Origin of the sequence: Limnohabitans sp. (assembly GCF_046052825.1) — a bacterium.
GTDB lineage: Bacteria > Pseudomonadota > Gammaproteobacteria > Burkholderiales > Burkholderiaceae_C > Limnohabitans.
The window spans coordinates 1-20,865 of record NZ_JAVLFP010000090.1 but is presented as its reverse complement, the minus strand read 5'-3'; the positions used below and the strand labels follow the sequence as shown (position 1 = coordinate 20,865).

19 protein-coding genes are annotated in these 20,865 nt (G+C 60.4%); 15 read left to right on the top strand and 4 right to left on the bottom strand.

What is annotated here, in order from left to right:
- The first annotated feature begins 14 nt into the window (after positions 1-14).
- The 10 genes from ACKWJN_RS14710 (at position 15) to ACKWJN_RS14665 (ending at position 11,484) form a co-directional block, all read left to right on the top strand.
- Positions 15-2,093, top strand: a complete 2,079-nt coding sequence (locus ACKWJN_RS14710) for a hydantoinase/oxoprolinase family protein (RefSeq protein ID WP_408598126.1) — start codon at positions 15-17, stop codon at positions 2,091-2,093.
- Complete coding sequence (locus ACKWJN_RS14705) at positions 2,080-4,020, top strand: hydantoinase B/oxoprolinase family protein (RefSeq protein ID WP_408598125.1); 1,941 nt, start codon at positions 2,080-2,082, stop codon at positions 4,018-4,020. Before ACKWJN_RS14710 ends, ACKWJN_RS14705 begins: the two co-directional genes overlap by 14 nt.
- Complete coding sequence (locus tag ACKWJN_RS14700; protein ID WP_408598124.1) at positions 4,020-4,898, top strand: IclR family transcriptional regulator; 879 nt, start codon at positions 4,020-4,022, stop codon at positions 4,896-4,898. The genes ACKWJN_RS14705 and ACKWJN_RS14700 overlap by 1 nt, the downstream gene beginning before the upstream one ends.
- A 45-nt stretch (positions 4,899-4,943) precedes the next feature.
- Positions 4,944-5,798, top strand: coding sequence for a fumarylacetoacetate hydrolase family protein (locus tag ACKWJN_RS14695; RefSeq protein WP_408598122.1), 855 nt, complete (start codon positions 4,944-4,946; stop codon positions 5,796-5,798).
- A 114-nt stretch (positions 5,799-5,912) separates the two neighbouring features.
- Entirely contained in the window at positions 5,913-7,118 is a 1,206-nt protein-coding gene (locus tag ACKWJN_RS14690; protein ID WP_408598120.1) for an ABC transporter substrate-binding protein, read from the top strand.
- Positions 7,119-7,187: 69 nt separating this feature from the next.
- Positions 7,188-8,069 carry a branched-chain amino acid ABC transporter permease gene (locus tag ACKWJN_RS14685; protein ID WP_408598118.1) on the top strand — a complete coding sequence of 294 codons (882 nt, stop codon included), beginning with the start codon at positions 7,188-7,190 and terminating at the stop codon, positions 8,067-8,069.
- Positions 8,066-9,043 (top strand): branched-chain amino acid ABC transporter permease, encoded by a 978-nt coding sequence (locus tag ACKWJN_RS14680; RefSeq protein WP_408598116.1) that lies wholly within the window; start codon positions 8,066-8,068, stop codon positions 9,041-9,043. Before ACKWJN_RS14685 ends, ACKWJN_RS14680 begins: the two co-directional genes overlap by 4 nt.
- A complete protein-coding gene (locus ACKWJN_RS14675; RefSeq protein WP_408598114.1) occupies positions 9,040-9,753 on the top strand; it encodes an ABC transporter ATP-binding protein in 714 nt (237 codons plus the stop codon). Before ACKWJN_RS14680 ends, ACKWJN_RS14675 begins: the two co-directional genes overlap by 4 nt.
- Entirely contained in the window at positions 9,746-10,450 is a 705-nt protein-coding gene (locus tag ACKWJN_RS14670; protein ID WP_408598112.1) for an ABC transporter ATP-binding protein, read from the top strand. The genes ACKWJN_RS14675 and ACKWJN_RS14670 overlap by 8 nt, the downstream gene beginning before the upstream one ends.
- Positions 10,451-10,485: 35 nt before the next feature.
- Entirely contained in the window at positions 10,486-11,484 is a 999-nt protein-coding gene (locus ACKWJN_RS14665) for a Bug family tripartite tricarboxylate transporter substrate binding protein (protein WP_408598111.1), read from the top strand.
- A gap of 49 nt (positions 11,485-11,533) precedes the next feature.
- Here the strand turns inward: ACKWJN_RS14665 and ACKWJN_RS14660 are convergent, their stop codons facing one another.
- A complete protein-coding gene (locus ACKWJN_RS14660; RefSeq protein WP_408598109.1) occupies positions 11,534-13,579 on the bottom strand; it encodes a transglycosylase SLT domain-containing protein in 2,046 nt (681 codons plus the stop codon).
- Positions 13,580-13,592: 13 nt separating this feature from the next.
- On the opposite strand from ACKWJN_RS14660, the gene ACKWJN_RS14655 reads away from it, so the two are divergent.
- The 3 genes from ACKWJN_RS14655 (at position 13,593) to ACKWJN_RS14645 (ending at position 15,895) form a co-directional block, all read left to right on the top strand.
- Positions 13,593-14,168: a 5-formyltetrahydrofolate cyclo-ligase gene (locus tag ACKWJN_RS14655; RefSeq protein ID WP_408598107.1), complete on the top strand. Its 576-nt coding sequence runs from the start codon at positions 13,593-13,595 to the stop codon at positions 14,166-14,168.
- Between the two features lie 60 nt (positions 14,169-14,228).
- The gene (locus ACKWJN_RS14650; protein ID WP_408598105.1) at positions 14,229-14,834 is read left to right on the top strand and encodes a TetR/AcrR family transcriptional regulator; all 606 of its coding nucleotides are present in this window, start codon (positions 14,229-14,231) and stop codon (positions 14,832-14,834) included.
- Positions 14,835-14,902: 68 nt separating this feature from the next.
- A complete protein-coding gene (locus ACKWJN_RS14645; RefSeq protein WP_408598103.1) occupies positions 14,903-15,895 on the top strand; it encodes an MBL fold metallo-hydrolase in 993 nt (330 codons plus the stop codon).
- Between the two features lies 1 nt (position 15,896).
- On the opposite strand, the gene ACKWJN_RS14640 is transcribed toward ACKWJN_RS14645, so the two are convergent.
- Positions 15,897-16,784 (bottom strand): DUF6279 family lipoprotein, encoded by an 888-nt coding sequence (locus tag ACKWJN_RS14640; RefSeq protein ID WP_408598101.1) that lies wholly within the window; start codon positions 16,782-16,784, stop codon positions 15,897-15,899.
- Here ACKWJN_RS14640 and glmU point away from each other — a divergent pair.
- A complete protein-coding gene (gene glmU, locus ACKWJN_RS14635; RefSeq protein WP_408598099.1) occupies positions 16,783-18,174 on the top strand; it encodes a bifunctional UDP-N-acetylglucosamine diphosphorylase/glucosamine-1-phosphate N-acetyltransferase GlmU in 1,392 nt (463 codons plus the stop codon). The genes ACKWJN_RS14640 and glmU overlap by 2 nt on opposite strands.
- 118 nt (positions 18,175-18,292) lie before the next feature.
- Positions 18,293-18,721 carry a hypothetical protein gene (locus ACKWJN_RS14630; protein WP_408598097.1) on the top strand — a complete coding sequence of 143 codons (429 nt, stop codon included), beginning with the start codon at positions 18,293-18,295 and terminating at the stop codon, positions 18,719-18,721.
- Between the two features lie 63 nt (positions 18,722-18,784).
- Here the strand turns inward: ACKWJN_RS14630 and ACKWJN_RS14625 are convergent, their stop codons facing one another.
- Positions 18,785-19,690 carry a BON domain-containing protein gene (locus ACKWJN_RS14625; protein WP_408598096.1) on the bottom strand — a complete coding sequence of 302 codons (906 nt, stop codon included), beginning with the start codon at positions 19,688-19,690 and terminating at the stop codon, positions 18,785-18,787.
- 292 nt (positions 19,691-19,982) lie between these two features.
- On the bottom strand, positions 19,983-20,837 hold the full coding sequence (locus ACKWJN_RS14620; protein ID WP_408598094.1) for a phytanoyl-CoA dioxygenase family protein: 855 nt from the start codon (positions 20,835-20,837) through the stop codon (positions 19,983-19,985).
- Positions 20,838-20,865: the final 28 nt, after the last annotated feature.

The following is a 20,865-nucleotide window of genomic DNA, read 5'->3' as shown; positions in this document are numbered from 1 at the left end:
CAAGGAGAGAGTCAGTGACAGCAAAACCTGCGCAGTCAAGAATCGCTGCGGACGTGGGGGGCACCTTCACTGATATCGCGATTTTTGACGAGGAAACCGGCGCCATCAAGTTGGGTAAATGTTTGACCACACCGGGGCATCTGATTGACGGCATCAACGATGGGGTGCGTAAAGCGGGTTCTGGTTTTGACGAGGCGAATTTATTTTTGCACGGCACGACCACCGCCATCAACACCTTGCTTGAGCGAACTGGCGCTCGCACGGCGCTCGTCACGACGCAGGGCTTTCGCGACATTTACGAAATTGGTCGAATCAATCGGCCCGAGGCCTACAACCTTTTTTTTAAAAAGCACAAGCCCCTGATAGATCGCGCGTTGCGTTTCGAGGTGAGCGAGCGGATGTATGGCTCAGGTGAGGTGTTGCGCCCGCTGTTGGATACGGAGTTAGAGCAGATTGCCCAGCAACTCGAGCGCGAACAGGTTGAGTCGCTGGCCATCATGTTCATGCACTCATACCGTAACCCCGCGCATGAGGTGCATGCCAAACAGTTCTTTGAGCAACGCTTTCCACAGATGTACATCACGGCTTCGCATGCGCTGTCTCAGGAATACCGTGAGTACGAGCGCACCTCTACTGTGGCTGCCAATGCCTATATCGGTCCGCGCGTGAGTACCTATTTGAAAGAGATCGTCGAGCACTTAGAGGAAAAAAAGTTTGACGGTGGTTTTTTGATCGTGCAGTCGACTGGGGGTCTCTACGATGTAGACACGGCACAAAAAGAATGCATCCGCATGCTGGAATCTGGCCCCGCGGCGGGTGTGATTGGCACCCGTGAGCTGTGTCGCGACATTGGCCTCAAGAACGCCATCGCCTTTGACATGGGCGGCACCACTGCCAAATCTGGCGTCATTTTGGACGGCAATGTGCTGATGACGACCAACTCCATGATCGGTGGATATACCGAGGGGCTGCCAGTCCAAATGCCCATGATCGACATTCAAGAAGTGGGCACAGGCGGGGGCAGCATCGCGCGCTTGGCCACGGGCAAAGCCTTGCGTGTGGGGCCACAGAGCGCGGGCTCGGCTCCCGGGCCGGTGTGTTACGGCTTGGGCGGGCTTGAGCCCACCGTGACCGATGCCAATTTGATTCTGGGACGGCTTTCCAAAGACCGTTTCTTGGGAGGCGACATGCAGCTCGATGCCGAAGCTGCTCGCCAAGTCTTGCAACTGCAAGTGGCGGATCCTTTGGGCATCTCCGTCGAAGAAGCTGCTGAAGGCCTGATTCGCATCGCGGCAGTGACCATGTCCCACGTGGTGCAGCGTGTAACCACCGAACGTGGTTTGGATGCACGTGAATTTCCGATGGTGGCCTTTGGCGGGGCGGGTCCATTGCACGCCGTGTTGGTGGCGCGCGAGCTACAGATGCCTCAAGTGATCATTCCTAACGCGCCGGGACACTTTTCAGCCTTTGGCATGCTGGTGGCGGACCTTCGGCGCGACTACGTTCGCACGCGCTTTACGCCGCTGGAGTCGATGGATTTTGAGGACGTCAACGCCATGTTTGAAGCCATGGAGCTCGAAGGTGCGGCACAGATCCGCGCTGCGGCGGTCAAGGTCGCCGATCTGAGCATTCAGCGTGGATTGGATATGCGCTATGTGGGCCAAGAGCATGCGGTCTCCGTGGATATTCCCACCCAAATTTTTGAGCAGCAAGACATTGCAGGCATCAAGCGACTGTTTGACGCGATGCACCAACAGCGCTATGGCTACTGTTCCGAAACCGAGCGGGCAGAGGTCGTCAGCATTCGCACATCGGTTTCTGGCGAGATGCCGCGCCCAAGCCTGGCTGAGTTACCACAGGGCGATGCACAACCTGCGGTGACGCCGAGCCAGCGCCCAGTTTATTTTTCGCCTAGCCAAGGCTGGCAAGACACCCCCGTGTACCAGCGTGCGACGTTGTCTTCGGGCAACGTCATTCTGGGCCCGGCTCTGATCGAGGAATACGCCTCGACCACTGTTATTTTTCCTGGTGATCGCCTGACAGTTGATCGCCTTGGCAACCTGATCATCGAGGTCAACAATGAGAGCTACTGACGCACCCGCCAACACGTCACGCCAGGACGTGGTGATCACCGAAATCATCCGCAACGGCATGGTTGCCGCCACGGAGGAGATGAAGTCCAACCTCATGCGCACGGCTTACAACATGATCATTTACGAGGCACTCGACTTCACGGTTGGGTTGTTTGATCGTGATGGCAATACCGTGTCCATTGGTATTGGCTTGCCCATGTTCATTCGCGGAATGAGCAACACCGTCAAGCGCATGATCCAACAGTTTGGGTATGACGGGCTTGAACCGGGGGATGTGTTGTTGACCAACGATGCCTACATCACGGGCAGTCACCTCAACCACATGACCTTTGCCGTACCGATCTTTTTTGAAGGGGCTGTGGTTGGATTTTCCGCTTGCATGGCGCACTGGCAAGACATCGGCGGCACGCTCGACGGCATGACGTTTGATATCTACTCCGAAGGCTTGCAAATGCCCATCGTGAAGGTCTACCGTGCTGGCATACCCAATGACGATGTGTTTCGCATCATCGAGATGAATGTGCGCATTCCCGAGCGCGCCTTGGGCGACCTGCGCGCACAGATTGCTGCGGTCAAGACGGGTGAGAAACGGTTTTTGCAGATGCTCAGCAAGTACGGGCGATCCACGGTGCTGGGTGCGATCGAGCAGATCTTCAACCAAAGTGATGCCGCTTCACGTGCTGCTCTGAGTGCTATGCCCGATGGCGAGTACTTTGCCGAGTCCTTTCTCGACGATGACGGTGTGAGCATGGGCCAACGGATCCCGATTCGCGTGAAGGTGCGTGTGCAGGGCGACCAGATGACCATCGATCTGTCAGAGGTCAGTGAGCAGGTCAAAGGCTTTTATAACTCGGGCGAATCAGCAGGCATTGCCTGCGCTCAAGTGGCTTTCAAGTGTTTGGTGGCGCCTTTGGAGTTGCCAATCAATGACGGTTGTTTCCGAGCACTCACGGTCATCTTGCCCGAGGGCAAGGTGATCAATGCCCGTCGGCCCGCGCCCATGCGCTGGTGGATGACATTTCCCATGACCGTGGTGGACACCGTGTTTCGCGCCTTGGCGCCAGCCATGCCAGACAAGGTGATTGCCGCGCACCATGCCGACCTGTGCATTGCCTCGGTGCACGGGCGCCAACCCAGGGACAACAAATTATTTCTGTATCTGGGCGGCCTCATTGGCGGAGGTTGGGGGGCTAAACAAGGCGAGGATGGCATGAGCGCAACGATTGCCATCAACGACGGCGACACGCACAACGGCCCATCCGAGCAGGTCGAGGCCAAATACCCTCTGCTGGTGGAGCGCTACGCCTTGCGCGACGATTCGGGTGGCGCGGGCACTTATCGCGGCGGTCTAGGCACCGAGCAAATCATCCGTGTGATGTCCGAGATCATGTTCAACACGCAAATGGAGCGTGTCGAATGTCGTCCTTGGGGCCTGTTTGGCGGGCTTTCCGCCATGGGCAATGAAGTGGCATTGCGACGAGCCGGACAGGACGAAGTGGTCTACACCACGGGCAAGGTCTTTTCCCAAATGCTCAAGGCAGGTGACACCTGGACGCTGCGTTCTGGTGGCGGTGGTGGTTATGGCATACCCACGGAGCGCGACATAGACCGCGTTGAAAACGACGTGGCCAATGGGTATGTGTCTGCCTCAGCTGCACGAACGCAGTACGGGGTGGTCATCGACAAGAGGACGGGCCGAGCTGATCGCCTGGCCAGCGCCCAATTGCGTGGGCACATGCGCGAACAAGGACTGCCTGCGGACCAGCCCTACTCCAGTCCGGCGCGACTGCTGGAGGCTTTGCAGCATCCGGGCAAATCAAAGCGCCGTATCAATCTGGTGCCAACCCGTGAGATTGGCCCTGATGCTCAGGCGTGGCATGAAGAGGCTCGCGCTCAAGGGCTGCTCGTTGACCGTTGCTGCAGCTGATGCCGCGCGCCAAAGCCACCCCCCTAGCTAAGTCGGCCACGCCGGTCCGAGAGGGCAAAGTCACGCCCACGGTGACCGGGGGCGTGGTGTCTTTGCGGCGCAGTTTGCAGCTGATGGAATTGATGTCTGAGGGCGCGACCTATTGGTCCTTGGCCGAGATCAGCCGAAGCCTCGGTGTGAACAAAGCCATCGTGCTGCGTTTGATTGACGAATTGCGTGCCACTGGCTTTGTGTATCGCGATGACCTGACGGGTAACTACGTGTTGACCTACAAGCTGAGTAACCTGGGTCTGCGCAAATTGGCCCAGACCCGCATCCTGGATCAGTCCAGCGGGGTGCTGCGCGAACTGGCCAATGAAACGGGAGAGTTGGTGCGCTTGGGCGTGATCGAGTTTGGTAAACGTGTCACCTGGGTCTTGGCCTTTGTGGGGGCACGCCGCACTTTGCACATTGATCCCAACTACCGCTTGGATGTGCAACTCAACACCCATGCCGCGGGTAAGGCTTGGCTGTACACGCTGGAGCCCTCAGCAGCTTGGACCATTCTTCAAGAAGCGGGCATTGAGCAGTGCACGCCCTATTCCAAAACCACCCGTCAGCAGATTCAGGCTGACTTGGATCAGTCGCGCGAGCGCGGTTTTGCGATGAGCTACGAAGAAAACGAGTTGCATGTGGGCGCCATCGCTGCACCCATCCAGGTGCGTCAGCCGTCAGGGCAGATGGTGTGCGTTGGCGTCGTGAGCGTGGCTGCGCCCACATCGCGCATGTCCGAACAAGACCTCATGGGCTTGGCACCGGCCCTGCTCAATGGTGTGGCCAAGCTGAGTGACATGTGGCCGATCGGAGACTTTGCGCTGCGGCCAAACGGCTTGCAATGAACGTCTCAAGCGCAACCAGATCCTCAAATACAAGGAGTACTTTCAATGCGACTCATCAATTTCTCACACAACGGATCCCATCGCTTGGGCGCGCGCGTGGGTCAGGAAGTGGTGGACTTGACTGCTGCAGGGTTGCCTGACAGCGTCGATGGCTTGCTGACCCTAGGTGCAGAGGGCATGGCCCGCGCCGAGGAGCTCTTGCGCGTGCGGGGAACGACCTTGGCACTGTCGTCTGTCAAACTGCTTCCCCCAGTGCTCCAGCCTTCAAAGGCCATTGCTGTGGGTTTGAACTACGTGGACCACGCGGCAGAAAGCCCTTACAAGGACCCACCCAAGTACCCGGTCTTGTTCCAGCGCTATCCCAGTTCTTGGGTAGCACATGGAGAAGCACTTGTTTTGCCGCGAATCTCCAGCGATTTTGACTATGAGGCCGAGTTGGTGGTGGTCATTGGCAAGGCCGGTCGCTACATCACCAAGGACCTAGCACTCTCGCATGTGGCGGGCTACACCCTCTTCAACGATGGTTCACTGCGGGATTACCAGTTGCGCACCACGCAGTGGATGATGGGAAAAAACTTTGACCGCAGCGGAGGTTTTGGCCCCGAATTGGTGACGGCTGACGAGCTGCCTTTGGGTGCAAGCGGCCTTCGGATCCAGGCCCGCCTCAACGGCCAAGTGGTCCAGGACTCCAACACCGCCCACATGATCTTTGACGTCGCCACGCTGATTGCGACCGCCTCTGAAGCCATGGCTCTGCAGCCAGGAGACATCATCATTGCGGGTACCCCCTCGGGGGTGGGGATGGCACGCAAGCCGCCTCTGTACATGAAAGTCGGCGATGTGTGCGAAGTTGAGATCGACCAGATTGGCGTGCTCAGCAACCCCATCATCGCCGAGTGAGTTTGAGCGCTCAGCGGCGGCACAAGGAATCCGGGACAACAACGCCAGGGGGCCGGAAGGTGAAACCGGTGACCGCAGGTCACCCTTAACAACGTAACGACAAGGAGACATGAGATGAAACGATCAACCGTGAAAACCGTTCTTAAGCTGGGCCTGATCGGCAGCTTGGGCTTGGGGACACTCCCCGCGATTTCGCAGGCCAATCCGATCAAGATTGGTTTTGTGACGGAATTGACAGGCGCTTGGACCTTCTTTGGCACCAGTTGTGTCGCTGGCCTGAAGATGGCCACAGACGAAATCAACAAGGCCGGGGGTGTGCTCAAGCGTCCGCTTGAGTTTGTGATTCAAGACAACCAAACCAACCCATCCCAGGCTCTGGCTTCGGCCCGCAATTTGATTGTCAATGACAAGGTGCTGGCGCTGAGTGGTCCTACCAGTTCTGACGTGGCCTTGGCCGTGTACGGTTATGCCGAGCAGAACAAGGTGCCCTTCGTGGTGCCAGTGGCCGCCTTTCCTCAGCTCACCAAGCCCGGGACGCGTTACACGTTCCGAATTGAACCTGATGCCGCCGGTTGGGGCTATGCCATGGCCAAGTACATCGAGCAACGCAAACCCGGCGCCAAGGTTGCGTTGATGCATTCCGACGCGGCGCTGATGCGCGCCATCATGGCCGGTTTTCGTTACCAGGCCGCTCGTTCCAAGTTGAGCATCGTCTCTGACATCCTATTCCCCCAGGGCTCGAGCGACGCCACGGTGCAGGCTGCGCAGGTGCGTGCCGCCAATCCAGACTTTGTCATTGTCAATGGCGCGGGCGCCTTCGACAACGTGCTGACCAACCAATTGTTGGACCTGGGCATCAAGCCTGAGCAGATCATTCATCCCTATGGCATCACCACCCAGGTGTTTGGCTGGGGCCAGCGCAGCGTGGGTTCAATCTACGGCTCGTTCTTTGACCATGGCATGGACAACCTCACCCCTGAGGGTAAGGACTTCATCGCCCGCTTTGACGCGGCGGCCTCCCGTCCTCCCTCTTACGCAGAGAACTACTGTTACGTCACGCCTTATATTTTCAAGCAAGCCATTGAGGCGGCCGGTACGGCCGACGACCGTGAAAAACTGCGTGACGCCATCTCCAAGCTCAACACCAAAGAGCTCACCAGCGGAGTGCCGATCTCTTTTGACAAAAACGGTGCGCGCAGAGAGTACATGTACTTCCTAGAGATCCAGGGCGTGGAGGGCAAGCGGACCTACAAGTCCAAGCAGCGCTTCTACATCGAGTGGGACCCCGAAGTTATTCCGGTCTATGACCTTGTGAAGTAAGTCCTGTGTGTGTCAGGGCGAATCAAAACCGTCCTGACACTTTGATGCCAACAAGAAGAACGCCTGCACATGACCGATGTGAACCTGTTGATCCTACTTTCCACCTTGTCCACGGGCTTGCTCATGGGGGCGATCTTTGCCCTTGTGGCCGCCGGCGTGACCATTGTTTACGGCTGCGTCTGGTTACCCAACGCCAGCAATGGTCAATTTTTTCTTCTGGCCGCTTTGGTGGCTTGGACCTTCACTGCGTCTCTGGGTTGGAGCAGTTGGGCCGCGGCCCTGGCTGTGCTTGGACTCGGTTTGTTGTTGTCCTTGGCGATGGAGTGGTTGCTGATCCGACGGCTGTATGACACGCCCAATCGCAATGTGGCTTATTTCGTCATCACGCTCGGGCTGACACAGATCATGTCGGGCTTGTTTTCCATGACCTATGCCAAGTGGAGCGACCAGTTTTCATTGCCGCCCATCGTTCAGGGCATCACCATGGTAGGCCCCATGCCCATGTCCAACAACCGCTTGGCGGTGATCGGCATCGCACTGGCCGTACTCGCCACACTGTTTGCATTGTTGCGCTTTCATCCCTATGGACGTGCGCTCAGAGCGGTGTTTCAGAACCGTGAAGCTGCGGCGCTGCGTGGGGTCAATGTCAAATCCATCTATCGGCTGTCGTTCGTGCTGGGCTCATCCATCATTTTTTTAGGGGGGCTTCTCTTCGCACTGGCCTACAGCTTTGACCTCACGGTGGCTTGGACGATGTCCATCACGGCGTTTGCGATCATGATCATCGGCGGGCCGGGATCGGTGCTCGGCGCTTTGGTGGTGGGCATGGTGTTTGGATTTACCCAAGCCATCGTCAGTATTTTTGCCAGCCCCACAGCAGCCACCTTTTCCTACCTTGCGGCCATGCTTGTGATGCTCCTGTTTCGACCCAACGGCCTTTTCAAACGATGAAAACACCACCTTTTCTTCCTATGCTGGGCCTGGCCGTTTTGGCCCTGGCCCTGACCGTTGCTGCTGACGGCAATCGCTTTTTAGCCTTTGTCTTGGCGATGACCTTCATCAACTTGCTGTGGGCCACAGGCATGAATTTGATGTATGGGTACTTGGGCCTGATGCCTTTGATGTTTGCGGGGATCGCAGGCATTGCCGCCTATGCGATGGTGTACTTCACCAGAGAATGGCAGTGGAGCTTTTGGCTGGCGATGCCGGCCGCCACTTTGCTGGGTGCTGTCGCTGGGGTTGCCCTTGGGCTGCCCTCGCTCAGGCTCAAGGGTTTTTACTTCACGCTGTGTTCCTTGGTGATTCAATCAGCGCTGACACTGGCGTTCATCTTTTTCCCAGCGCTCACCAATGGTGATACCGGCATCAACCAAATTGCCGCGCCCGAGTGGATGGGGGGTACGCAATTGACGGGCCTGGGCTTAGAGTTGGTGATTGCTTTGGTGACTTTGTTGGGTTTGGCTGTGACCGTGTGGGTCACTGGCAGCGATTTGGGCAAGCGCTTTCTGGCCGTGCGTGAGGACGATTTACTGGCCGAGGGGTTGGGCATCGACGTGGTGCGCACCAAGATCATTGCCTTTTTCATCGTGTCGCTGTTTGCGGGGGTGGGCGGGTGCTTTTATGCGGTGTATGTGGGCTTTATTTCTCCGCGAGCCTTCGACGTGCTGGTGTCGCTGAACATCTGGTTGTTTGTGGCCTTTGGCGGACGGGGCACGCTTGTGGGGCCCATCATTGGCGCCTTTGTACTCGCGCCTATCCCATTTCTATTGCAAGAGATTCAAGGCTTTCGAGATGTACTCTCCGGCAGCCTCATCATTGCCGTCACGCTTCTCATGCCTGCTGGGGTGTATGGGGCTTACTTGGCCCGCCGTCACGGTCGTAACGCTCGCACGATAGAGGTTCGAGCCCAGGAGCAGCGCGTATGAATTTATTGGAAGTCCAAGGCCTGTGCAAGAGCTTCGGTGGCGTGGCGGCGCTCGCCAGCGTGCAGGCCTATGCGAAGGAGGGTGAAACCCTTGGAATGATCGGACCCAATGGTTCAGGCAAGACCACCTTCGTCAACATTGTGTCTGGTCATGTCAAGGCAGATGCTGGTGCCGTGCACCTGTGTGGCACGGACATCACCGGGTTGGCGCCGCATGCTTTGGCGGCGGCCGGATTGTGTCGCACCTACCAAGCGGTGCGGGTGTTTTCGGCACTCAGCGTGGCTCAAAACATCACCACCGCCCGACTCTTGCTCAATCACCGCGGCGTAGACGAAGCCCAACTTCGCGAGCTCACGGAGTGGTTGCAACTCGACCGCAGTCTGGCGCAGCAGGCTGGCAACCTCACGCTGTTTGAACAAAGACGCCTTGAGTTGCTGATGCGCTTGTCACTCAAGCCCAAGCTGATCATGCTTGATGAGCCGGTCGGTGGACTGGCGGTCACGGAGGTGAGCGAGATGATTCAACTGCTGCAACAACTCAAGTCGCATTGCGCCATCTTTGTGATCGAGCACACCATGCGGGTCATTCGTGAGTTAGCCGACCGCGTGCTCGTGCTGATCGCTGGCGAGAAGGTCGCCGATGGTCCACCCGAGCAAATTTTGAAGAATGAGCGCGTGGTGCAGGAATACCTGGGAACCAACCATGCTTGACATCAAGAACCTTGTCATCCGATACGGCCCCTTCTTGGCGGTCGACGATGTGAGCTTGCACGTCAAGCCCAACGAGATCGTGGGTTTGATTGGCCCCAACGGTGCCGGCAAAAGCTCCATCGTCAGAGCCATCGGCGGCTTGGTCAGGCCTAGCCAAGGAGAGGTGAAATTTTTAGACCGCACCATCACCGATGTGCCCTCGCATGCGCTGATCCAATTGGGCTTGTCTATCGTGCCGGAGGGTCGGGGTTTGTTTCCTCAGATGTCGGTCGAAGAGAACTTGCTGATGGGCGCCTATTCTTTGGCGCTGCCAGAGCGTCGGCGAGACTTGATGGACCGGTGCTACCAGCTCTTTCCCATTTTGAAGGACCGGCGTCATCAGATTGCAGGCACCATGTCTGGTGGCCAGCAACAAATGCTCGCGGTCTCTGTGGGGCTGATGGGAGACCCTAAATTCTGCATCTTTGACGAACCTTCACTGGGTTTGGCTCCCATTGTCATTCAGCAGATTGGAGAGACGCTTCAAGCCATGCGCAAGCTAGACCTTGCCGTCTTGTTGATTGAACAAAACGCCAAGTTGGCGAGCACGGTAGCGGATCGTATTTACGTGCTTTCCGCTGGGCGCATCGAGTACCACGACACGCCGGCCAAGCTGGCAGCCAACCCCGAAGTTCTCGAAAAATTTCTGAGTGCCTGAAATTGGAGTGTGACATGCCCCTTCAAAGCGACGCCATGTCTCGACGTAACACGCACGCACTTGGCTTTTGGCCCCAGCAGATAGTGATCGGTGCGGTGACGTGCGTGCTGACGTTGTCGGCATGGGCTGCAGATCCTTGGCCCAGCCGCCCCATCACCTTGGTGGTGCCATTTGCCGCAGGTGGCGGGGTCGACAGCGTGGCCCGTAGCTTGGCGGCACAAATGGCCGAGGGCATGCAGCACACGGTGGTGGTGGAAAACCGGGTGGGCGCAGGCGGCTTGGTGGGCGCCAAGTACGTGGCCAATGCAGCCCCCGACGGCCACACCTTGTTGATGGGCACGCAGACCACCCTGGCTGTGGTGCCCCTGCTCAATAAAAGTGCGGCATTCAACCCCTTGGCTGCATTTGCAGGGGTCAGCCAAGTGGGCAGCTCGCCCATGTTGTTGGTGGCCCACCCCAGTGTGAATGTCAAAAACTTGCCAGACTTGCTGGCGCGTGCCAAAGAGCGGCCCGGGCAACTCAATTTTGGCTCTGGCGGCGTAGGAACCACCCCGCACATGGCAGGTGCTTTGCTGGAGATCATGAGCAACACCCGCATGACGCACATCGCTTACAAAGGCGAACAACCCGCGTTGACCGACCTGATGGGCAACCAAATTCAGTGGATGTTCTCCAACGTGCCCGCCTCCATGCCTTTGGTGAAAAGTGGCAAGCTTCAAGCGCTGGCCATTTCAAGCGCGCAACGCTCCCATGCGGCCCCAGAGGTGCCCACGCTGTCAGAGTCGGGGGTGCCAGGGTTTGACGCGGCCACTTGGTTTGTGGTGGTGGCTCCACGCGACACGCCTCGCGCGGTGGTGGAGCGACTCAACGCCGAAGTGGGCAAGGCCCTGGAGAGCCCAAAGTTGCTTCAGCGTTTGGAAGCGCAGGGCCTGACGGTGCAAAAAAGCTCGCCCGCTCAGAGCGACAAATACGTGGCCAGTGAATACGAGAAGTGGGGCCGCGTGATCAAAGAATCCAACATCAGCACCGACTGAGCCCTCCCCTTGTCCACGATGGGGGGCGGGTGGGCGTTGCGGGTCAAGCTCAGGGCAGGTCGAGGTTTTCAGCCGAGGCGCTGGCGTTGCGAGGCCCAACGAATCCCAAACGGGCTTTGAGTGATTGGGGTTGTCCGGTGATGAGCGCCGCGTAGTTGGTGGTGTTGGAGAGCACCTTTTTCACATAGTCACGTGTTTCATGGAAGGGCACGTTCTCTGCCCAGATGGCGCCTTCTAGCACCGGCCCGGAGCCGTCGTTGGGGGCGCGCCAGCGGCGTGAGCGACTCGGGCCCGCGTTGTACGCGGCAGCGGCCAAGGGCATGGAGCCTTCAAAGCTGTCGAGCACCAGTTTCAAATAGCCCGTGCCGATGGCGATGTTGGTGTCGCGGTCGGTGATTTGGTCGGGGGTGAAGCTGTTCATGCCGATCTTGCGCGCTGTCCACTTGGCGGTGGCGGGCATGACTTGCATCAAGCCCGAGGCGCCCACGCCAGAGCGGGCGTCCATCACGAAGCGGCTTTCTTGGCGGATCAAGCCATACACATAAGCTGGGTCGAGGTTGATGTCGCGAGAACGGGCAATCACGCTGTCTTTGAAGGGCATGGGAAACCGCTGTTCAAAGTCCACCACTTGGCGGGTGCGCTCGCTGGTGTTGATGCAACGGTCCCACACCTGGTGGTCGCAGGCCAGTTGGGCGGCGGCCAGCAGTTCTCGGTCGGTCATCACACCGCTTTGGCCTTGCGCGTTGACCAAGTTGGTGGCGTAGTTCCATTCGCGCACGCCTTCAGAGCGCAGCCCCATCGCCACGGCGTAGAGGGCGCGCTGCAACGAAGGGTTGTTGCGTGCCAACTCCATTTCTTCGGCTGTGGGCGGCGCGGGGCGGGCGGGTGCATTGACTTTTCTGCCCAGCTCTTCAAGCGCCAACTGCTCGTAAAAGCCGCGCACACCGGCCATGCTTTCCAACGCCGCGGTGGCCTCTTGTTGCACTTGCGGCGTGACGCGTTTGCGGGCCAGCAAGGCGCGGGCATGCCAGTAAATCCAGGTGGGGTCGCGCCGTGCGTCGGCGCTCATGGCTTGAATCGCCGATTCCACCACCTGCCACTTGGGCGTGCTGCCGGCGCGCAGCGCGGCGCGGGCTTTCCAAGCCAGCATGTCGTCGTTGAGGTCTTTGTCCTGTGCGACACGGGCAAAGTGGTCCAGGGCGTCGTCGTTCAATTGCATGGCCGATTGACGGCCAATCACCCCCCACACCCAGTGGCGCTCTTCGGTGGTGAGGTAGGGCTGCCATTTGTTTTTCATCAGCTTGGCAGCGCCATCTGGGTCGCTGGCGGCCACCTTGACCAAGGCCATGACGACCAGTTCTTGTCGCACCTTTTGGGGAGCGGCAATGTGGCGCGCCAAAAATTTGGCCGCATTGTTGTTCACGTCTGTCACCACGTTGGCCACTTCGGGCGCCACGATGTACACCGCATTGCGTGCGGTGCGCGGACGGTTGTGCTCCATCATCAAGCGCGCTTTGCGCCAAATGTCCAAAGCCGTGAATTGCTTGTAGAAATACAAACGGTCTGCAGCCAGGGTGCAACCGTCGTCGGCTTCACGCATGCCCATCCAGTGGCGTCGCACCTCGTCGGCCAATTCGGGCGCAGCGCGTGGGCCCTTTTCAAGAAGCTCGACCGTCAAGATGTAGCAGCGCAGTTCGCGGTCGTCGCGCATGCGGTAGTGCGGGTGTTCGTCGGCCAAGGTGGTCCAGTCGCGACGACTGCCCAACAGCAGCAGCCAGTCGTTGCGCAGGCGGTCTTCTTGGTAGGTGCCTGCGAATCGGCTCAGGTAGCTGCGCACCTCGGAGGTGCTGGCTTCGTCCAAGCGGGCTTTGAGTTCCCAATAGGCGGCCCAGGCTTCAAGCGGGTGGCCTTTGGTTTGGGGGAGCAGGGCCGTCAAGCGCTTGCGGTCGCCGCGTTTGAAGGCTTGCGCCATGTCGGTGATGACGGCGTCCGCTTTGGGGTCGGTGGTGAGGGTGGCTGCTTGGGCAGCCGGGTTCAGCAATTGGAGCGCCAGGGCGGTCCCAGCAAACAATGACACAATGACAGACAACTTCATGCACTGATTATCTGTGGACAAAAAAACTTTGCGCCAGCAGCTCATTGAAGAGCGTTTGAACTTGCCCGATAGGCTGGAGCGGGCCGACCTGTTGCAGCGTGTGTTGCGCATCTGGTTGTTTGACCGTCCTGACGCAGTCATCGGTGCTTACTGGCCCATCAAAGGTGAGTTTGACCCGCTGCCGGCTTTGCACCGTTGGAAAGAAGACGGCGAGTTGCTCGACCAACCCCAACGCCGCCGCATCGGCTTGCCCGTGGTCGACAAAGCCCACAAAACCCTCACTTTCCACGTCTGGTATCCAGGTTGTCCGATGGAAGAAGACGCCTACGGCATCCCCAAACCCAAAGACACCGAGGTGATCGTGCCCACCTTGCTGTTTGTGCCCTGCGTGGGTTACGGCCCGGGTGGCTTTCGCTTAGGGTACGGCGGCGGTTTTTATGACCGCACCTTGGCCACTTTGCAACCCAAGCCATTCACTGCGGGCTTGGGTTTTACCCACGGTTTCGTTCCTGATTTGATGCCCGAAGCCCACGACATGCCGCTGGACGCTTTGTTGAATGACAACGGCGTGGTTTGGCCGATGGGCTGAACGGTTGTGCGGCTTAGCTACATGGCGGGTACACACCACTGTTACAAATAACTGGCACCCATGGCCCGCCCTAAATCTGCCTCTCATGATCTCAAACGCGACGAAATCTTAGACATTGCCGCGCAGTGCTTTGCCGACGGCAGCTACCCCGCCACCAGCATGAGCACCATCGCCGCAGCGGGCGGTACGTCCAAGGCGCGGCTGTACCACTATTACGAGAGCAAAGAGGCCATTCTGTTTGACTTGCTTGACCGTTACACCCAACGCTTGCTGGCGTTGATTGGTGAATCGCAGGCCGTGGCGCAGCGGCGCGACTTAGACGACCGCGCTGCGCTGCACGAGTTGGTTCGACGCTTTTTGCAAGAGTACGAAAACTCGGCCACACGTCATGTGGCCTTGTTGGCCGACACCAAATTCTTGGGCGAAGAGCAACGTGTGTTGATCGTGGCACGCCAGCGCGACGTGGTGGCCGCCTTCACGCGCTTTTTGAAACGGGCTTACCCCGAGCGCTTGAACCCGGTCAACCAAACCGCCGTCACCATGATGCTGTTTGGCATGATCAACTGGACCTTCACCTGGCTGCGTCCCGACGGCCCGATCAGTTATGCGGCGTTTGCCGATGAGGTGATTGCGATGCTGGAGCGCGGTCTTTCTTCTGCGACTTGAGATTTACCAATTCGTAACGCGTTTCGGTTAGTTAAAATTGATGGCCCTACAACCAGGAGACTCACTCGATGTCCACACCCCCGACCAAAGCCTTTGCCAGCCAAGCTGACCTGGACGAGAAAAAAATCACCTTCCAGCAACTCAGTGCGCATTGCTGGGCCTACACCGCAGAGGGTGACCCCAACTCGGGCGTGATCGTGGGGGACAAGTACATCTTGGTGAGTGACGCCACCGCCACGCCCGCCATGGCGCGCGACTTGATTGCCAAAATCCGCACCGTCAGCGACAAGCCCATCAAGTATGTGTTGTTGACCCACTACCACGCGGTTCGTGTGCTGGGTGCCAGCGCTTATGCGGCCGAGGGCGCGACCGAAATCATCGCCAGCCGTGGCACGTATGAACTCATCGTGGAGCGTGGCGCACAAGACATGCAAAGCGAAATTGAGCGCTTTCCGCGTTTGTTCCGTGGCGTTGAAGGCATTCCTGGCTTGACTTGGCCCACCTTGGTGGTGGGCGATGGTCAGCCGGGTCGTCAAGGCTCGTTGAGCATTGACCTGGGCGGTGTGACCGTGGACATCTGGCACCCCGGTGCAGGCCATACGCGGGGCGACACGATCGCTTGGGTCGAGGCCGAGAAAGTGCTGTTCAGTGGCGACTTGGTGGAGTACGAAGCCGGTGTTTACACCGGTGACGCCCAGCTTGAAGAATGGCCCGCCACGCTCGAAGCCTTGCGTGCCTTGAATGCCGAGGCCATCGTGCCTGGCCGGGGCGAAGCCATGATGGGCCACGCCAACGTCAACAAGGCTTTGGATTACACCAAGCGCTGGGTAGAAACTTTGTTTGGTTGCGGCAAAGAGGCTGCCAAGCAGGGCTTGGACCTCAAAGCGTCCATGGCGTTGACGCGCCAAAGCATGGACCCGATCTTTGGCCATGTGTTCATCTACGAACACTGCTTGCCGTTTGACGTGAGCCGAGCCTACGACGAGGCCCAAGGCATCAAAAACCCACGCATCTGGACGGCTGAGCGCGACAAAGACATGTGGGCCGCGCTGCAAGCCTGATTTATTTTTGCGTGAGCAAAGTTTTCAAATCGGTTTCATAGCCACGCAAGGTCTCTGCCAAGCGTTGGCGCTGCGCTGGCGTGGTGCTGTTGTGCAACTTGGCAAAGCCCGCGCAGTTTTCTTGCCACAAGGCTTGGTTGTAGCTGCGGTAACTCTCGTTGGGTGAGTGGAAGGCGCGGTCAGTCCACGCGCGCAGCAGGCCCTGTGCTGCGGTGACCGAGCCACTCTCAGCCATGCGTTGCAGGGTTTGCAGGCTGTCGGCTTGGCGGCGCTCACGTTCGGCATAGTTGACAGCCGCGTCAAAGGCAGAACTGGCCAGCCATTGGTTCAACACCTCGCGTTGTGGGTCATCGAGTCGGCCATAGAAGTCTTCCAACCGGTTCAAGGCCTGCTTGGTGCGGTAACGCAGGCGTTTGTCTGCGCTGCCGTCTAACCAGTCAGAGCGCCATTCTTTGTTGGTTTTGTCGTAGCGCTTGCGCATGTGTTGGAGCTGCTGCGCGTTGAGTTGGGTGCCGAGCCGTGCGGCAGCGGGTTCGATGTGGCGTATCAGCCCCAAAAAGCTGGTTTTCATCTCTTCGGTCGTTGCGCACACTTGGGCTGCGGTGATGTCTTGTGTGGCCATGCTGCGGGCTTTTTGCAGCAGCGCCACATACTCCGGCAATTGTTGCTGGCGGTGCCAGCGTTGTAGCGCGCTCAATGCTTCGCGCGTGGCGGGTTTTTGGTCGGCTTCCAAATCCACATAAGCGTCGACCCACCAATACAACACATCATCGCTTTGGTTGTAGACCAGCTTGATCGTGCTGCATCCGGTCAAACATGCCAAGGTCAGCACACCGAGTGTCAAAAGGGCTTGGCGGATAATTCTTGGCAAGATAAGGATGAATGACATGACAGCGTTGGATGTGGTGATCATGGCGGCCGGCAAGGGCACACGCATGAAGAGCAGTATGCCTAAGGTTTTGCACCGCTTGGCCGGTAAGGCCTTGGTGCAGCACGTGATCGACACCGCACGCAGCTTGCAGGCACGCCACACCATCGTCATCACAGGGCATGGTGCAGAACAGGTAGAGGCTGCGTTGCAGCAGGCCAATCCAGGAGACGGCTTGCAGTTTGCCCGTCAAATGCCCCAGCTCGGCACGGGCCATGCGGTGCAACAAACCGTGCCTTTGTTGGGTGACGACGCGGTGGTGGTGGTGCTCTCGGGCGATGTGCCCTTGACCCAGGCCGACACCCTGCAAGCCTTGATCGACGCCTGCGCAGGCCGGCACCTGGCTTTGTTGACCATCGCGTTTGACGACCCCACGGGCTACGGCCGCATCGTGCGCAACGCCGATGGTCAAGTGCAAGCCATCGTGGAGCACAAAGACGCCAGCGACGCACAACGCGCCATCCGCGAGGTGTACAGCGGCATCATGGCCGTGCCCGCCAAGTTGCTCAAACCCTGGCTGGCGCGCTTGGACAACCACAACGCGCAACAAGAGTACTACCTGACCGACGTGGTCAAGTTCGCGGTGGCCGATGGTGTGTCGGTGGTGGGTCACCAAATTGCCGACCCCGCCCAAGTGGCTGGCGTCAACAGCCCCGCGCAACTGGCCGAGTTGGAACGCGCGTTTCAATTGCGCCAAGCCCAGGCCTTGATGACCGAGGGTGTGCGCATCATCGACCCCGCACGCTTCGATGTGCGTGGCAGCTTGCAGTGCGCGCAAGATGTGGAGATTGATGTGAACTGCATCTTTCAAGGCCAGGTGTCTTTGGGCCAAGGCGTGAAGATCGGTGCGAACTGCGTCATCGCCAACTGCACCATCGCAGCTGGCGCGGTGATTCACCCCTTCACCCACATCGACGGCGAACAACTCGGCGTGAGCGTGGGCGAGGGCGCCCTGATTGGCCCCTTCGCTCGCTTGCGCCCAGGCGCACAACTGGCCGCCGAGGTGCACATTGGCAACTTTGTAGAAGTCAAAAACTCAACGATGGCACGTGGCGCCAAAGCCAACCACTTGGCCTATTTGGGCGAGGCCACGGTGGGCGAGCGCGTCAACTTTGGCGCGGGCAGCATCACCGCCAACTACGACGGCGCCAACAAGCACCGCACAACGATTGGCGCCGACGTGCACGTGGGCTCCAACTGCGTGCTGGTGGCCCCGGTCACGCTGGGCGCGGGCGCCACCATCGGCGGTGGATCGACCATCACCAAAGACGTCAACCCCGGTGACCTCGCCGTGGCGCGCGGCAAACAGGTGGCGCTCTCCGGCTGGACCCGCCCGGCCAAGAAGCGTTGAATAAGCGGGTCGTTGTGACTTAGTTCCGGCGATGGCGTTGCGGCGCCGGGAATCGGGGGGCCACGCCCCACGCCCTCCGCCGTTACGATCCAATCGACTCACCAAAGCCGTTGCACCCATGGCCCAAGAACTCGACTTTGCCGCGCTCTCGCTCGACGACGCCATCCCGGCGGACCTCGGCGCGTTCGAGATCGCACAGGCCCATGCCGACACCCAGGCACAGGCGGCCCGCAACCGTGCACTCGAACTCAAGGCCCAGGCCTGCGACAACGCGGCCGACGCCTGTTGGTACCTGGCTCGCAGCCTGGGCGCCGCGCGCGACCTGCCCCAGAACGGCGAAGCCAGCCTGGAGTTGCTGTTCCAGCTGATCGGCGCACTGGCCGACCTGCCCACCGACATCGCCGCCGCCCCGCTGCCCGACGTGATCGGCGGCCGCGAGGACGGCATCACCGAGCTCTGCCTGCAACTGGAAGCGGCCCGCGAGGTGACGGAAGAAGCGCTGATCGACGCCGAGCTGGCGCCGGCCCGCAGCCAGCACTGCCACTGAGCAGGCCCACACCGCACAAAAGGCGCCTCACCGAGGCGCCTTTTTCATTCCCGGCCTTAGGCGTCAGGCCGTGGGCGGCAGCGTCAGACGGTTGTCCACGCCCTTGACGCCCTCGGCGGCCGAAGCCACCACCGTGGCGTGTTCGCGGGTCTGCGCGTCGGGCGCCTGCCCCTCCAGCCGCACCACGCCATGAGCCGTGCTCACGGCAATGGGCAGTGCGGCGAGCGCCGCATCGCTGGCCAGGGCCTGGCGGACCTGCACGGTGATGCCTGCATCCCCCGCTTCGGTTGCGGGTGCCAGCGCCGCCAGTGGGGGCGAGGCCTGCATGGCTGCCGCCTGTGGCACCGCCACGGGCGCCTCCGGGGCCGGAGCCGGTTCGGGCATGGGCACCAACGGCAGCGCTGCTGCCCGGGCCAGCATTTCGGCAGGCTGCAGGCTGCGTACAGCAGGTACTGCAGGGGCCACGCGGCTCTCGGCAGGAACGGGCTGGGCGGCAGGCGTCGCCTCGGCGATGGCCGGCGCTGCTTCGGCCGGGGGCTGGACCGGGCCTGCGCCGGTCGGCTCCATCGGCAAGGGCATGGCCTGGCCTGCGGGCTCGGGCGCTGCCACCTGCCCGACGATGACCGGCGCCGGGTGCTCCATCGGCGGCATGCTGCGGGCCATCAGCACCACGCTGGCGATCATGGCCACGCCGATGCCCGCGCCCACCACCCAGGGCGTCACCACCGGTGTGCCGGCCCCGTGGGCTGACGCCGCAGCCTCTACGGGTGGCGGAGTGAGAGCGGCGATGCGTTGAGCGAATGCCCCCTCGGGCTCGCCATTCAGCAGCGTGTGCGCCCGCACCGGCTTGGCGCCGGCCTTGGGGCCACCCGCTCGCCGGGGTGCTGCGGCGCGCGTGGCAGGTGGCGTTGCATCAGCGTCGAAGTGGTGGGCCCAGCCCTCGGCGTGCACGGATTTCGGAAACTTCATCACGGGCTCCTGTCGTCGGAATCGACGGGTTGGTGGTGAGCCCATTGTTGAAATCCGGCGCCGCCGCCCAGGCCAGCCGAGGCAACGTCTCGCTGTAGGACAGCGGGCCATGGCCGTGTCGAGGTGTATCGGCGGTGAGCGGGCGAATCAGGCCGGCGCGTTGGCGGCAGTGCGCCAACTGAAGCCAGCCATTTGCTCTACGTCGAGCAGCGACGGGCCGGGAAACACCCGTGTGCGCAAGACGGCGGCCTGCCCGCTGCGCCGCGAGCGCTTGAACTGGATCAAGCCCGCATCAAAACCCTTGCACGGGCAGCGCGGCCGTCCGCTGCAGCCAGTTGCGCGGCGAGTAGGCACTGCCCGCGTCCGTCACGTGCAGCGTGTAGGCGTGGCGCGACTTTTCGGAGCGGTTGGCCGCCGAGTAGTGCGGCAGCAGGCCGTGGAAGACGACCAGCGAGCCGGCCTCCACCTCCAGCGGCACGGCTTCTTTCGAGTCGGCCGCGGGCCAGGGCGTGGGGTCCACCTGCTCCATCCAGGCCTTGCGGCCTTCGCGCACGAAGCGCTCGCGCAGCACCCCGCGCGGGCCCCGGTGGCCGCCGGGCTCGGCCCAGAGGCAGCCGTTTTGCAGCGTGGCGTCTTCCAGCGCGAACCAGAAGGTGGTGACGGTGACGGGGTCGCTCTCGAAGAAGCTCGCATCCTGGTGCCAGCGCACCTCGCCGCCGATACCGGGCTGCTTGAAGATGAACATGCTTTGCCAGACCTGCGGCTTCGTCAGACCCAGGCTGGCGGCCACGCTGCGCAGCGCGTCACCCTTGGAGAAGGCACTGAACACCGGGTCCAGGTCGTGCATGGCGTGGCCGATCTTGTTGATGGCCAGCTCCTTCGGCACGCGCAGGCGGCCCTCGGTGTCGAACGCCTCTTCCTCGAAGAAGCAGCGCACCTGGTCGCCGCTGTCGAGGAAGTAGTCGTCCACGTGGCGCTGCTGCTCCTCGGTGGTGAACACCGGGCGCTGCTCGCCGGGGTTGAAGTCGTCCACGATCTGCAGCGCCCGGGCGCGCAGCGCGGCGATGTCGGCCGCCGGCTTGAAGCCGGGGATGACGAGGAAGCCTTGTTCGGCGTAGCGGGTGGCGAGGGCGGTGGGCAGGGTCATGTCCTGTCTCTTATACACATCTGACGCT

Excerpts from the sequence above, each read along its gene's own strand:
- ACKWJN_RS14705 (WP_408598125.1), top strand. The coding sequence starts at position 2,080 with ATGAGAGCTACTGACGCACCCGCCAACACGTCACGCCAGGACGTGGTG.
- ACKWJN_RS14700 (WP_408598124.1), top strand. The coding sequence starts at position 4,020 with ATGCCGCGCGCCAAAGCCACCCCCCTAGCTAAGTCGGCCACGCCGGTC.
- ACKWJN_RS14695 (WP_408598122.1), top strand. The coding sequence starts at position 4,944 with ATGCGACTCATCAATTTCTCACACAACGGATCCCATCGCTTGGGCGCG.
- ACKWJN_RS14690 (WP_408598120.1), top strand. The coding sequence starts at position 5,913 with ATGAAACGATCAACCGTGAAAACCGTTCTTAAGCTGGGCCTGATCGGC.
- ACKWJN_RS14685 (WP_408598118.1), top strand. The coding sequence starts at position 7,188 with ATGACCGATGTGAACCTGTTGATCCTACTTTCCACCTTGTCCACGGGC.
- ACKWJN_RS14680 (WP_408598116.1), top strand. The coding sequence starts at position 8,066 with ATGAAAACACCACCTTTTCTTCCTATGCTGGGCCTGGCCGTTTTGGCC.
- ACKWJN_RS14675 (WP_408598114.1), top strand. The coding sequence starts at position 9,040 with ATGAATTTATTGGAAGTCCAAGGCCTGTGCAAGAGCTTCGGTGGCGTG.
- ACKWJN_RS14670 (WP_408598112.1), top strand. The coding sequence starts at position 9,746 with ATGCTTGACATCAAGAACCTTGTCATCCGATACGGCCCCTTCTTGGCG.
- ACKWJN_RS14665 (WP_408598111.1), top strand. The coding sequence starts at position 10,486 with ATGTCTCGACGTAACACGCACGCACTTGGCTTTTGGCCCCAGCAGATA.
- ACKWJN_RS14660 (WP_408598109.1), bottom strand. The coding sequence starts at position 13,579 with ATGAAGTTGTCTGTCATTGTGTCATTGTTTGCTGGGACCGCCCTGGCG.
- ACKWJN_RS14650 (WP_408598105.1), top strand. The coding sequence starts at position 14,229 with ATGGCCCGCCCTAAATCTGCCTCTCATGATCTCAAACGCGACGAAATC.
- ACKWJN_RS14645 (WP_408598103.1), top strand. The coding sequence starts at position 14,903 with ATGTCCACACCCCCGACCAAAGCCTTTGCCAGCCAAGCTGACCTGGAC.
- glmU (WP_408598099.1), top strand. The coding sequence starts at position 16,783 with ATGACAGCGTTGGATGTGGTGATCATGGCGGCCGGCAAGGGCACACGC.
- ACKWJN_RS14640 (WP_408598101.1), bottom strand. The coding sequence starts at position 16,784 with ATGTCATTCATCCTTATCTTGCCAAGAATTATCCGCCAAGCCCTTTTG.
- ACKWJN_RS14630 (WP_408598097.1), top strand. The coding sequence starts at position 18,293 with ATGGCCCAAGAACTCGACTTTGCCGCGCTCTCGCTCGACGACGCCATC.
- ACKWJN_RS14625 (WP_408598096.1), bottom strand. The coding sequence starts at position 19,690 with ATGAAGTTTCCGAAATCCGTGCACGCCGAGGGCTGGGCCCACCACTTC.
- ACKWJN_RS14620 (WP_408598094.1), bottom strand. The coding sequence starts at position 20,837 with ATGACCCTGCCCACCGCCCTCGCCACCCGCTACGCCGAACAAGGCTTC.